The sequence below is a fragment of the Streptomyces sp. NPDC058964 genome (assembly GCF_042741275.1).
In the GTDB taxonomy this organism is placed as follows: domain Bacteria; phylum Actinomycetota; class Actinomycetes; order Streptomycetales; family Streptomycetaceae; genus Streptomyces.
On sequence record NZ_JBHYKH010000150.1, the window covers coordinates 2074 to 14577 of the forward strand.

A 12504-nucleotide genomic window follows, 5' to 3' on the forward strand; every position below is an offset into this window, starting at 1 on the left:
GTACTCTCCTTCCTTTAATCACGCGAATACTACTTTGTTGTGGTGCCTATCTTCATTCGCGTCACAATGAATCTTTGTTGCGCCGTAATTTTCGGCACAGTCGGTGATCCGCGCGATCTGGCCGAACACCATCTCCTCGACCGTCGATTCCACGCCGAAATTCACTTGCCGGCGTCGGCCCGCACACCTCAGGATCTGCGCATGACCACGACTGACGCCCTGCTGCCGCCCACCCCCGCCGCTGTTCGTCCGGTGCGGGTTCAGCAGCAGCCCGGCCGTCCGCGGAGGCCCGGTTCCGCGCGCTCGTGACGGCCGCACTCGTCGCGGGCCTGCTCGCCGGCTACGGCATCGCCGTACCCGTCGGAGCGGTCGCGACATATCTAGTGTCCCTCACGGCTCGTACGTCCCTCAGGACAGGCGCCTGCGCCGCGCTGGGCGTGGCGAGCGCCGACGGCCTCTACGCCCTGCTGGCCACCGTCGGCGGCACCGCCGTGGCGGCGGCGCTGCGCCCGGTGCTCGGACCGCTGCGCTGGACCTCCGCCCTCGTGCTGGCCGTGCTGGCGGTGTGGGGCGCGGCCGCCGCACTGCGGCAGTACCGCCTGCACCGGCTGGCCACCCGGCCGGACCGGCCGGTACCCGGCCCGGCACGCGCGTATCTCGGCCTTCTCGGGATCACCCTGTTGAACCCCACCACCGTGATCTACTTCGCCGCGCTGGTCCTCGGCACCCGCACCGCGGACGCCGTACGCCCTCTCGAGCAGGGACTCTTCGTGCTGGGCGCCTTCGCGGCGTCCGCGAGCTGGCAGCTGCTGATCGCCGGCGGCGGCGCGCTGCTCGGCCATGCACTGACCGGCCACCGCGGGCGGCTGGTGACCGCGCTGCTGTCGAGTGGCGTGATCATGGCGCTCGCGATACGGATGGCGGTGTCACCGGCGTGACCGAAGAGGACCGCAGTACGGATGATTCGCGTGTGCGCCGGTGTTGAAGCAGGCTGCCAGTAAGCCGCGGTTCCGACGAGGGGACGAATGTCATGCCTCTTGAGGGCGAGTACGAGCCCAGCCCGACCCAGTGGGTGCGGGAGCAGGTCGAGTTGTACGAGAGCTCCGGCGGCACCGAAGGGACCACACTGCTGGACACGGGGCTGCCCGTGATCCTGCTGACGACCCGGGGTGCCAGGAGCGGAAAGATCCGCAAGACACCGCTGATGCGGGTGGAGCACGACGGCCGCTACGCCGTGGTCGCCTCCCAGGGCGGCGCGCCCAAACATCCGGTCTGGTACTTCAACGTCAAGGCCGACCCCCGTGTGGAGCTGCAGGACGGACCGGCCAAGCAGGACATGACGGCCCGTGAGGTGACCGGCGAGGAGAAGGCCGCGTGGTGGGGCCGGGCGGTGGCCGCGTACCCGCCGTACGCGGAGTACCAGGAGAAGACCTCCCGGGAGATCCCGGTCTTCGTGCTCGAACCGGCCGACGGCCGCTGATCCCGGCCCCGGATCACCGTCTTTTTGGCCGGTCGACACCGTCTTCCGGAAAATTCCCGCCCGGGGACGCATGAACCGGATCGGCCCCGGGCACCCGTGGGTCAGGCCCCGCCGCGTTCCCCCGTCGCGGCGGGGCTCTCCCGTGCCTCGGCCGCCGGGCGGTCGGTGACGTCGAGGAAGACCGGCCCGGCCCCGGGGACGGCACGGGCGACGTGCCGCTTGATCCGTACGGCCGCCTCCTCGACCTTCTCGCTGTCCACGCCGGGCACCAGGTCGACCCGGGCCGCGACCAGGTTCGAGTCGAGCCCCAGCCGCATCGTGAACAGCGCCTCGACGCTGTCGATCTCGGGCTGGGCCGCCAGCAGGTCCCGGATCCGGGCGCTCAGCTCGGGGTCGGCCGCCTCTCCGATGAGCTGGTCGCGCGCGTCCCGTCCCAGGCGGTAGGCGACGTACACGAGCAGCAGGCCGATCCCGAGCGAGGCGGAGGCCTCCCAGGCGGCCTGCCCGGTCGCCATGTGCAACGCCATGCCGACGATCGCGAGCAGCACGCCGAGCACCGCGGTGGCGTCCTCGGCCACGACCGTGCGCAGGGCCGGGTCGCGCAGACCGCCACGGCGGCCGCCCTGCGCGCGCACCTGGTGCAGCGCCCGCAGCAGGGAGGTTCCCTCGGCCACCAGCGCGACGCCGAGCACGGCCAGGCCGACCACATAGCCGCGGAACTGCTCCTCCGCGCCGCCGCGGAGGGCCTCGAAGCCCTGGAAGAAGGAGAAGCAGCCGCCCATGACGAAGATCCCCACGGCCGCGAGGAGCGACCAGAAGAACCGCTCCTTGCCGTAGCCGAAGGGGTGCCGCTCGTCGGCGGGGCGTCTGCTGCGGCGCAGCGCGGCCAGCAGGAAGACCTCGTTCAGGCTGTCGGCGACCGAGTGCGCCGCCTCCGACAGCAGTGCCGGCGATCCGGCCACGAGGCCGCCGACGGACTTGGCGACGGCGATCACGAGATTGGCGGCGAGCGCCACCAGCACGGTGACGCGCGTCCTGCGATCGGCCTTGTGCGTCCTGCGGTCGGTCCCGTGACGGTCGTCGCGATCCGTCGCGTCACCCGGCCGGTCCCCCCGCGGTTCGTCGGGGCGGTTCTTACTACGTTCCGTCGATGTCCCGCTCACCCTCGCCGACTGCCCCGGCGCGCGTCACTCACACGGTGCCGGGCGCGGAAATCGGGGAACCCGATCATCACGGCCGGCACGACGGGCGCTACGAGGAGGAAGCATGAGCGGCGACGGCAATCGCGCCTACGGTCAGGCGGCGTTCACCCGGTCCAGGAGCCACTTCGCGGACCGGATCACGGCGGACGGCCGGGACGGCTGGCCGGTGGCGGCCGGACGTTACCGGCTGGTGGTCAGCCGCGCCTGTCCATGGGCGAGCCGGGCGGTGATCGCGCGACGGCTGCTGGGTCTGGAGGACGCGCTGTCGATGGCGATCGCCGACCCCATCCAGGACGACCGCAGCTGGCGCTTCACCCTCGACCCGGACGGCCGCGACCCCGTCCTGGGCATCGGCTTCCTCAGCGAGGCCTACGACAAGCGGGAGGACGGGTATCCGGGCGGGGTGAGCGTGCCCGCGATCGTGGACGTGCCCAGCGGGAAGCTGGTCACCAACGACTACCAGCGGATCACCCTCGACCTCGCCACCGAGTGGACGGAGCTGCACCGGCAGGGAGCGCCCGACCTCTACCCGGCGGCGCTGCGCGACGAGATCGACGAGGTGATGGCGGACGTCTACCGGGACGTCAACAACGGTGTGTACCGGGCGGGTTTCGCGACCACCCAGGAGGAGTACGCGGTGGCGTGCGCGGCGCTCTTCCGGCGACTGGAGCTGCTCACCGAGCGCCTGGCCCGGCAGCGCTATCTCGTGGGCGACACCGTCACGGAGGCGGACATCAGGCTGTTCACCACGCTGGTCCGCTTCGACGCCGTCTACCACGGCCACTTCAAGTGCAACCGCTGGAAGCTGACGGAGAACCCGGTGCTGTGGGCCTACGCCCGGGACCTCTACCAGACGCCCGGATTCGGTGACACCGTCGACTTCGACCACATCAAGCGGCATTACTACCAGGTTCACAGCGGCATCAACCCGACCCGGATCGTGCCCCTCGGACCGGATCTGGCAGGCTGGCCGACCCCGCACGGGCGGGAACGGCTCGGTGGCCGGCCGTTCGGCGACGGGACGCCTCCCGGACCGGTGCCGCCCGGCGAGGAGGTCCCGGTTCCGGGACTGCCCCGGCCCGCACCGGGGCAGGCACGGTGACGGCGGCGACAACGACGAGGACGGAGAACACAGATGGCCAAGAAGAAGCAGAAGCTCTCCCTCGCCTACCAGCCCGTTGGCCTCGTACTCGGCTGGACGAGCGGAGCACTGGCCGGATTCGCCTTCCGCAAGGCCTGGACGGCGATACGCCACGAGGAGGACGCGCCCGACGCGCTGGACCGGGACCGGGGCTGGGGCGAGATCCTGCTGGCCGCGGCGGTCCAGGGCGCCATGTTCTCCGTGGTGCGCAGCGCCGTGGACCGCACCGGGGCCAAGGCCATCGAGCGCTCGACCGGGGTGTGGCCGACGGCCGGCAAGGGCGGCCGGGACTGAGTCCCGGCCGGCTCAGCCCAGTTTCGGCGCCAGGGGCGGTACGAGGCGCAGAGTGAAGGAGTGCCCGGCGGGGTCGGCGTAGCCGCGCTCTTCGTACGGCCCTGCCGGGTCCTTCGTCTCCAGCGGCCGGCCGCCGAGCCCGACGATCCTGCGTTCCGCCTCGTCCAGGTCCTCCACCAGGAAGTCGAGATGGGCCTGGAGGGAGTTCTCCGGGCGCGGCCAGCTCGGCGGGGTCGCGTTGGCGTCGCGACGGACCGCCAGCCGGAGCCCGTCGGCACCCTTGACCTCCACGAGATTGGCGGACGCGTACGTCCGCTCCCCCTCCAGCAACTCCTTGTAGAACTCCGCGAGTTTCTCGGGCTCGGCGCAGTCGAGCACCACGATTGCGGCCTTCACCACCGGCATGGTTCCTCCCTGGGGACGTCTTCCCCTGCGGATATCCCCGGCCGCCCGGTTCAGTCGCCCACCAGCCACTTCCCGTCGCGCATCAGCTCGCGCCCGTCCAGCTCGTCGGCCTCGCGCCAGGCCTGCACGCGTCGCGGACGGACCCTGAAGTACAGGTAGCGGGTAGCGAGCCGGCGCGGGTCGAAGCCGGTCTCGGCGGCGAAGCGGCCGGCCTCCGCCGCGGGCAGTTCCCCGGGGGTGAGCGGTTCGACGTCGCCCTCGATCATGACGACGTCCCGGGTCGGCCCCACGCCGAGCCGGGTGGTTCCCGTCGCCACCAGGTTGCGGCCGGTGGGGCTGTCGGCCGGGGTGGCGATCAGCAGGGTGGAACCGTCCCACACGAACGACAGCGGAACGAGGTACGGCGCTCCCCCGTCGGCGGCCGCGGTGGCGACCCAGAGGTCCTGGTCGTGCTCCAGCCGGCGGAGTGTGTCCTGCTTGCGCTGTTCGGCGGTGCGGGCGGGCGGCGGTGTCATGGTCCTACGGCCTCCTCGTGATCGGTGTCATGGGGATGACGATCGAAGCCGGCCCGGTGTGACCGTCAGCCGTCGGCCGCCGCCCCGGTTTCCGCCAGCCTGGCCGCCGCCGCGCTCAGCAGCAGGTCCAGGGCGGCCGGGTAGGAGCTCCGCCGCATGGAGGCCACCAGATGACGGGCGGTCGCGGCGATGTGCGGGTGGGTGTCGGCGGGCAGCCGTGCGTAGGTCGCCCGCCAGACCTCCGTCTCGGCCTCGCGGGCGGACCTCGGCAGGGACAGGGAGGCGGAGTCCAGCGCGGCGAAGGCCAGGGCCTGGTCGACGAAGGCGTGGTAGATCCGCACCGCCTCGGCGTCGGGAAAGCCGGCGCCGCGCAGAACGCCGAGGATGGACTCCACCGCCTGGATCTCGTACGCCCGTCCGGTCACCCGGTAGGAGCTGAGCCCCGCCGCCCGGGGGTGCGCGAGGGCACCCGAGTGCACGCGCAGGCCCAGTTCGCGCAGGTCGGCGAGCCAGTCGCCGGTGGGCCGCCAGCTGCGCACCGTGCGGCCGATCAGCTCGTCGGCGACGGCGAGCATCAGGTCGTCGGTGTGCCGGAAGTAGCGGTACAGGCTGCTGGGATCCGCACCCAGCGCCCGCCCCAGACGGCGCACGGACAGGGCGTCGGCGCCGTGCTCCTCGATCAGCCTGAGGGCCGTCTCGACGATCAGTTCCGAGGAGAGGACGACGCCCTGCTTCGTGGGACGCCTGCGCTGCCGGGCGGCGGGCGGGACGACGCGTTCGCTCATGGGTCCTCCCTGGGGTGTGCGGGCACCTTATGACAACACCGTTGACCTGTGAAGCTCACGGGCAGTTTCATGTGCGGTCACCGGGGCCGGCCAGGCCCCCAGGTGCGAGCGGAGAGCCGGCCATGAACGACAAGTCCCGCAATCTCGACCCGCCCGAGCTGCGCAAGTCCCTGGGCCTGCTGGACGGCGTCGCCGTCGCCGCGTCCAGCACGGCCGCGACCACCAGCATCGGCATCGGCCTCGGGGTCACGGCCGGGGTGGTCGGGCTGCATCTGCCGGCCATCATGCTGCTGGCGTTCCTGCCCGTCCTGGGCATAGCGGGTGCCTACTCCCGGCTGAACCGGGTCGAGCCGAACGCCGGCAACGGCTATGTCTGGGTGGGACGTTCGCTCACCCCGTGGCTGGGCTTCATGGTCGGCTGGGTGAACATCGTGGCCACCGTGGCGTTCCTCGCGTACACCACGGCGGTCACCGGCTCGGCGCTCCTCCAGCTGGCCGGTCAGGCCGGGCTGCGCCGGGTGGGCGGCCTCGCGCTGGATCCGGGCTCGACCGCGCAGACGACGACGGTGGGGATCGTGGTCCTGATCGCGGTCACGCTGACCGCCGTCACCGGCATCCGTACCGCGGCACGGCTCCAGACCGGACTGCTGGTCTTCGAGTACGTCGTGCTGCTCGGGTTCTGCGGATACGGCATCGTCACCGGTCCGCACCCGTTCAGCCTCTCCTGGTTCGACCCGTTCGCCATCCCCTCGGCGTCCGCGGTCGCGCAGGGTCTGCTGCTCTCGGTGTTCTGCTACTGGGGCTTCGAGGCCGCCTTCACCGTCAACGAGGAGGTACGCGACCCGCGGGACGCGTCCCGGGCCGGGCTGATCACCCTGGTGACGATGCTGGCGCTGTTCCTGGTCGGCTCGGTCGCCTTCCAGCGGGTGCTGTCCGAGCGGGAGCTGGCCGGGCACGGGGCGCAGGGACTGGCCTACTTCGGCGAGCGGCTCGCCTCCCAGCCGCTGGCCGCGCTGCCGCTGGTGGCCCTCATGTTCTCAGCGGTGGCCTCGCTGCAGGCCGGGGTGATTCCCACGGCCCGCGGGATGTTCGCGATGAGCCGGGATCGTACCCTCGGACCGGTGTGGTCCAGGATCAGTCCCCGGTTCGGGACACCGGCCGCCGGAACGCTGCTGATCGGGGCCCTGTCCGCGGCGGTCGCGGTACTCGCCCTGGTGATCCCGAGACTCTCCGACATGATCATGGCGACGGTGAACGCCGTCGGCGTCGTCGTCGCCCTGTCCTACGCGCTCACCGCGCTCGCCGCGGCCGCGCGCTTCCGCTCCCTGCTGCGCACCGACCTCCGGCAGGGTGTGCGCGCGGTCGTGCTGCCCGCCCTGAGCGCCGCCGCGCTGCTGGGACTCGGCGGCTACCTCGGCTGGTCCTTCTACGCCTCCGCGGACCATCTGGAACTGCGCGCGGACAACGGCTGGTTCCTGCTGCTGATGCCGGTGATGATGATCGTCTCCGGGTTCGCCGCCGCCGCGTGGGCGCGCTGGGTGCGCAGATCGCCGTACTTCCGCACGGGCGAGGGCACCGACGCCGACGCACCGCAGCTGCTCGCCACCGCCCCCAACTGAGCCCCCGAGAAGACCCCAGAACCCGGCGAAACCCGGGGAAACCCGGGGAAACCCGGGGAATCCGAGAAACCCGAGGAACAAGGAACATGTACGCAGACCTGCTGTTCACCGGCGGCCCCGTCCTCACCCCCGAGGGCCGCACGGCGAGTGCCGTGGCCGTGACCGGCGACCGGATCACCGCCGTCGGGCACGACGAGGTGCGCGAACTGGCCGGGTCCGGGACGGAGGTGGTCGACCTCGCCGGACGGCTGCTGCTGCCCGGTTTCCAGGACGCCCACGTCCACCCGGTGCCGGCCGGCCTGGAACTCGCCCAGTGCGATCTGACCGGGGCACGGACCGCCGAGGAGACGCTGGCCGCCGTGCGCGCGTACGCCGCCGCGCATCCGGAGCGGGAGTGGATCCTCGGCGGCGGCTGGTCGATGGAGGCGTTCGAGGGCGGCACGCCGACGAGGGAACTGCTGGACGCGGTCGTCCCCGACCGGCCGGTCTACCTGCCCAACCGCGACCACCACGGCGCCTGGGTCAACAGCCGTGCGCTGGAGCTGGCGGGCATCACCCGGGACACGCCCGACCCGGCCGACGGGCGGATCGAGCGGGTCGGCTCGGGAGATCCGAGCGGCACGCTCCAGGAGGGGGCGATGCAGCTCGTCGGCCGCCTCACCCCGCCGGCCACCGCGGCCGACCGGCTCGCCGCGCTGCTGCACGCCCAGCGTCATCTGCACGCGCTGGGCATCACGGCCTGGCAGGACGCGCTGGTCGGGGACTTCCTCGGCATGGACGACCCCTCGGACGCGTATCTGACGGCCGCCCGGGACGGCTCGCTCACCGCGCGGGTGGTCGGCGCGCTGTGGTGGGACCGGGAGCGCGGCGCCGAGCAGATCCCCGAACTCGTGGCGCGCAGGGCCGCCCTGAGCCACGGGCGGTTCCGGGCGGGCAGCGTGAAGCTGATGCTGGACGGGGTCGCGGAGACCGGGACAGCCGCGCTGCTGGAGCCGTACCTCGACAAGTGCGGCTGTGCGACGGCCAATCGGGGCACCAGCTTCATCGACCCCGGACAACTGCCCGCGTACGTGACCGAGCTGGATGCCCTCGGCTTCCAGTGTCACTTCCACGCGCTGGGCGACCGGGCCGTACGCGACGCCCTGGACGCGATCGAGGCGGCGCGCACCGCGAACGGGCCGACGGACTCCCGGCCGCATCTGGCGCATCTGCAGGTCGTGCACCCCGACGACGTGCCGCGCTTCGCCCGGCTCGGCGCCACCGCCAACATCCAGCCTCTGTGGGCGGCGCACGAGCCCCAGATGGACGAGCTGACGATTCCCTTCCTCGGGCCCGAGCGTGCCGCGTGGCAGTACCCGTTCGGTGCGCTGCTGCGCTCGGGCGCACGGCTCGCGGCGGGCAGCGACTGGCCGGTGAGCAGCCCCGATCCGCTGCAGGGCGTCCATGTCGCGGTGAACCGTGTGGAGCCCGGCGGCGACCGGCCGGTGTTCCTGCCCGGGGAGCGCCTCGGGCTCACGGAGGCGCTGACCGCGTACACGGCGGGTTCGGCGTATGTGAACCGGCTGGACGACACGGGCCGGGTGAGCGCCGGGGCGCTGGCGGACCTGGTGGTACTGGACCGTGATCCGTTCGCGGGACCGCCGGAGGCGATCGCGGAGACGAAGGTGGCACTGACCTATGTGGGGGGCGCGCGAGTCTACGCGACTCATGAGGCGTGAGCAGTAACACACGTCACAGTCAGGACACGGTATAGATCATTTACGCTCTGGGCAGCCTCGTATCGCTTCTCGGTCAACTTTCGTACCACGAAGCTCAGTTCGAGGGTGCGGGCGGCCGAACGGGGTCACCCGTTCGCAGGGGTGGGGGGCTCCGCGTTCCGTCTCCCGAAAGGAAGCGCATGCCTCAGGACGTCACGTTCGACCTCCCCTTCGACACCCCTGTCAGCAGACATCCGGAGTACGCCCCATGACTTGTACTCCTCGAGCCCCGGCCTGGCCGCGGACCAGGCCCATGCCCCGGATCCAGCACAGACTGCGCTCCTGGGTATCTGCCACTGGCCGCCGCCCGCACCTGCCCGGACGCCTCGGCCGACGACACGGCCGTCCTGATGGACTGGTTCTCCCTGGCCTTCCTCTTCGACGACCGGTTCGACGCCAACCAGAGGTGGCGCGTGAGCCCGTCGTCACCCCGCTGCACCCCGCGCATCCACGGCAGATTCATCCTCGGCACCGCCGCCCTTCCGTGAACGGCCCGTCCTTGTCGATGCGCACCTGCTGCAGGACGAGCACCTGCATCGCCGCCTCAGCCGTGTTGATCAGGAAGCACTCGCGGCCCATCAGACGCCGGACGACCACCGGATCCAAGGTGCGCGGCCGCTCCAGGAAGGCCGGAGGGTCCAACGCCGGCCGCCCCGTACGCCCGATCAGCGGGTACTTGCCGGGGACGTCCGGACCACCTGCTGCATGAGTTCCCCCATGTGGTGATCTCCACGGAAACACAACCGCCTGCCTTGCTTCGACGGGGCAGAGCGCCCGCGGCCTGCTGCCCGCGGCTCGCCGCGTTCGAGAACCGGGCGGGCACGGGGCAGTTCGCCCTCGAAGGGCAGGTGGGCGACCCGCTCCACTTCCTCGGCCGTCAACGCAGCAGTCGTGCCCCTCGCGGTCGTTCGCGGCAGGAGCCGGAGCCGGTCGCGTGAGTCCGGCTGTTCGGCAAGGCCGTCGCGGAAGGGACAGAAGATCCTCGGACACGACCGGCCGACGACCACGGTCGATCAATTCCGTTGCCAGGACCACAGCTTGAAGGAGACCGGTGTGAAATCTCGAGTCGCAGGTGCTGTTCCGAAGGCGTCCGCCGACGGCTTGCTCCCGGTGCAGCCAAGCGCCCAGCCCCAGCCCGCGGAGGCGGGGAACACCCTGGCCCGCCTCTTGCTGAAACACATCAATGGGAGCACGGAGCAGTATCAAAGGTGCCAGAACGCCGCTCAGCAGCGGCTGGACGCACTCGGATCCCCCCACTCCAGCACCACGCTGCACGTGGAGGGAGCCCTCCGTCTGGCGCCGCGCGCGTTCCTCCCGCCCGACGAGGAGGGCTACGCCCGGTTGAGGCAGCTCGACACCAGCCTGCGCATGATCGAAGCAGCCTTCCCCCAAGTCAGCACCGATATCGAGCTCTGCCGACTGACCTGCACGATGCTGGAAGGAGCCTGGCGGAGTCGGGCACTCACCCCGCCGCTCGAGGAGGAGCGAATAACCGTCTGCTCCTGCCCTCTGTGCCGCCGGCTGCCCACGCCCCCCGCACGCACGCTGGGTGACTACGGTTGGCGGCAGAGCGCCGGTCGTCCCCTCACCGTCAAGACCTGGCCATACCGCGAGGAACTCGACAGCGTCCTGACCGGTGGATGGTCCTTGGCCCGGCTGCTGAACGACCTTGAACGAGACCTTGGCCACCGCCACCGCTTCGAAGACGACATCCTCCTCTTCCACGAGTACAAACGCGTGATCGACACCATCGACACCACGCGCCTCACCCAACTCGTCGAAGGCCGCTTGGCCGAGAGTTTCAGCACCAACAGCGCACGGGCCCTGGTCTGCGGACTCTTCGCAGCCCATAAGCGATCCGTCGACGAGTACTGGCTCCAACAGCACCACGCGGGCAGCGTCACGCTCCCCCAGACCAACCCGCTCGGCCAGAGCACCTACGCACTCCTGCAGATGCTGGACTGCCTGTTCTGGCACGTCTCACCCGACACCGAACTCTGGCAGGAGGAACACCTCGCCTCCCTGCTGCTGTGCCGCGTCATCGACGACATGACCGACGTACGAGCCGACGCCCTCACCGGCGAGATCAGCAACTTCTGGCTCGCCGAAATGCCCACCCACACCAAGGCCCTCTACGCTGCCTGCGCCATCGCCCTCGTCAAGTACGGCTGCATGCCCGAGGCGCATTCCCCGATGTGGAACACCTGGCTGATGACCAGCACCGTAGCCTGGCTGGGGCTCACGGGCCGCCACGCCCTGTGGTTCGACGGCATCACCCAGGGCCTCCCCCCGGCCGAGGCGTGCCCGCTTTGCGACCTGCAGCCCAACGCATGCACCGGCATCCTCACCCACGGCACCACCCTCACCATCGCCCCGCGGCCCACCACACCGGCACTGAGCACCCGGACCGCCGAGCTGTCCGCCCGCTGCCGAGCCCAATACCCCCGGACATGGCCCCTCTTCGACACCGAGCTGCGTGCCTTCGAGGCACTGCACGGCCCCTGGTACGGCAACACCGACAGCACATGGGAGATCCTGCGCCGCACCTACGTCGCCGCCGTGGAGGCATCCAGCGCCGCACCGTCCCCGGACCGCGCTCGTGATGTCCAACAAGACGCCGGCACAGTCGGATGTGAATACTTTTACACCCTGCACGACCCGCAAACCGGGAGGGAAGACATCGCACTGCTCGCCTACATGTTCGGCTGCGCCCACCCGCATTTCCTCTGGAACGCCACGGGATACCGTCCCACGGACCTCGCGGGCGACTGGCTCGACGGCTGACGCCTCAATCCTGTTCCAGGAACCCGGTGGATGGTGGTGGGGCCGTCCCCACCATCAGCCTCGGACCGGTGCCGCGGCCCATTCGAACCGGGATCGGAGCGACGCTTTCCCCTGCGCTGGGCGGTTGACGGGGCCGACCGCGTATCACTGCCCGGACCAGCGCTTTCGGTGATTCCGCCGCTGTGGCCTGCCCCGGCAGTGCGGCCTCGACAAGCGCCTACGCGGCGCATACGAGCTGATCGAACACATGATCAGGATGCAACCGCGTCCTGACGAGCGGGACCGAGTGCGGACGGGTGTGGAGGCCATCCAGCACTGGATCAACGGCAACCACGAGTGGACGCTGGTCCCGGGCCGCCACGCGGCGGCGAAGGAAGGCCCGGCGGCCGCCGCAGAGCTGGCCGGACGAGGCTCCGTGGACGGCCTGCCGGCCCTGTGAGGCAACGGCGCGGGGGCCGGGGGGGCTGGAGAGCGCGCGCCGCAGCTCTCGCAACCGCGCACACACACCGCGACAGTGAGAGA

General features: G+C 71.0%; 14 protein-coding genes. 9 read left to right on the forward strand and 5 right to left on the reverse strand.

Going from position 1 to position 12504, the window contains the following annotated elements; genetic code table 11:
• Positions 1 to 305: 305 nt before the first annotated feature.
• Positions 306 to 938 (forward strand): LysE/ArgO family amino acid transporter, encoded by a 633-nt coding sequence (locus ACFW2E_RS19970; protein WP_384468155.1) that lies wholly within the window; start codon positions 306 to 308, stop codon positions 936 to 938.
• Positions 939 to 1030: 92 nt separating this feature from the next.
• The gene (locus ACFW2E_RS19975; RefSeq protein WP_384468157.1) at positions 1031 to 1480 is read left to right on the forward strand and encodes a nitroreductase family deazaflavin-dependent oxidoreductase; all 450 of its coding nucleotides are present in this window, start codon (positions 1031 to 1033) and stop codon (positions 1478 to 1480) included.
• 101 nt (positions 1481 to 1581) lie between these two features.
• On the opposite strand, the gene ACFW2E_RS19980 is transcribed toward ACFW2E_RS19975, so the two are convergent.
• Positions 1582 to 2643: a cation diffusion facilitator family transporter gene (locus tag ACFW2E_RS19980; RefSeq protein ID WP_384468159.1), complete on the reverse strand. Its 1062-nt coding sequence runs from the start codon at positions 2641 to 2643 to the stop codon at positions 1582 to 1584.
• Positions 2644 to 2746: 103 nt separating this feature from the next.
• Here ACFW2E_RS19980 and ACFW2E_RS19985 point away from each other — a divergent pair, with 103 nt between their 5' ends.
• Both ACFW2E_RS19985 and ACFW2E_RS19990 read left to right on the forward strand, forming a co-directional pair.
• Positions 2747 to 3784: a glutathione S-transferase family protein gene (locus tag ACFW2E_RS19985; RefSeq protein ID WP_384468161.1), complete on the forward strand. Its 1038-nt coding sequence runs from the start codon at positions 2747 to 2749 to the stop codon at positions 3782 to 3784.
• A gap of 33 nt (positions 3785 to 3817) precedes the next feature.
• Positions 3818 to 4117: a DUF4235 domain-containing protein gene (locus ACFW2E_RS19990; protein ID WP_384468163.1), complete on the forward strand. Its 300-nt coding sequence runs from the start codon at positions 3818 to 3820 to the stop codon at positions 4115 to 4117.
• Between the two features lie 12 nt (positions 4118 to 4129).
• On the opposite strand, the gene ACFW2E_RS19995 is transcribed toward ACFW2E_RS19990, so the two are convergent.
• The 3 genes from ACFW2E_RS19995 to ACFW2E_RS20005 all read right to left on the reverse strand — a co-directional run bounded on the left by ACFW2E_RS19995 (position 4130) and on the right by ACFW2E_RS20005 (position 5822).
• Positions 4130 to 4522, reverse strand: a complete 393-nt coding sequence (locus tag ACFW2E_RS19995; protein ID WP_384468165.1) for a VOC family protein — start codon at positions 4520 to 4522, stop codon at positions 4130 to 4132.
• A 50-nt stretch (positions 4523 to 4572) separates the two neighbouring features.
• Entirely contained in the window at positions 4573 to 5037 is a 465-nt protein-coding gene (locus ACFW2E_RS20000) for a pyridoxamine 5'-phosphate oxidase family protein (protein ID WP_384468167.1), read from the reverse strand.
• A gap of 65 nt (positions 5038 to 5102) precedes the next feature.
• Positions 5103 to 5822 carry a TetR/AcrR family transcriptional regulator gene (locus tag ACFW2E_RS20005; RefSeq protein WP_384468169.1) on the reverse strand — a complete coding sequence of 240 codons (720 nt, stop codon included), beginning with the start codon at positions 5820 to 5822 and terminating at the stop codon, positions 5103 to 5105.
• Positions 5823 to 5944: 122 nt separating this feature from the next.
• On the opposite strand from ACFW2E_RS20005, the gene ACFW2E_RS20010 reads away from it, so the two are divergent.
• From ACFW2E_RS20010 to ACFW2E_RS20020, 3 genes are all read left to right on the forward strand, one after another.
• Complete coding sequence (locus tag ACFW2E_RS20010; protein WP_384468171.1) at positions 5945 to 7441, forward strand: APC family permease; 1497 nt, start codon at positions 5945 to 5947, stop codon at positions 7439 to 7441.
• An 86-nt stretch (positions 7442 to 7527) separates the two neighbouring features.
• A complete protein-coding gene (locus ACFW2E_RS20015; protein WP_384468173.1) occupies positions 7528 to 9159 on the forward strand; it encodes an amidohydrolase in 1632 nt (543 codons plus the stop codon).
• 389 nt (positions 9160 to 9548) lie between these two features.
• On the forward strand, positions 9549 to 9686 hold the full coding sequence (locus ACFW2E_RS20020) for a hypothetical protein (protein ID WP_384468175.1): 138 nt from the start codon (positions 9549 to 9551) through the stop codon (positions 9684 to 9686).
• On the opposite strand, the gene ACFW2E_RS20025 is transcribed toward ACFW2E_RS20020, so the two are convergent.
• Positions 9658 to 9840, reverse strand: a complete 183-nt coding sequence (locus tag ACFW2E_RS20025) for a hypothetical protein (RefSeq protein ID WP_384468177.1) — start codon at positions 9838 to 9840, stop codon at positions 9658 to 9660. The genes ACFW2E_RS20020 and ACFW2E_RS20025 overlap by 29 nt on opposite strands.
• A gap of 633 nt (positions 9841 to 10473) precedes the next feature.
• Here ACFW2E_RS20025 and ACFW2E_RS20030 point away from each other — a divergent pair.
• Positions 10474 to 11982, forward strand: a complete 1509-nt coding sequence (locus ACFW2E_RS20030) for a hypothetical protein (protein ID WP_384468179.1) — start codon at positions 10474 to 10476, stop codon at positions 11980 to 11982.
• A 256-nt stretch (positions 11983 to 12238) separates the two neighbouring features.
• On the forward strand, positions 12239 to 12421 hold the full coding sequence (locus tag ACFW2E_RS20035; protein WP_384468181.1) for a hypothetical protein: 183 nt from the start codon (positions 12239 to 12241) through the stop codon (positions 12419 to 12421).
• The last annotated feature ends 83 nt before the right edge of the window (positions 12422 to 12504 follow it).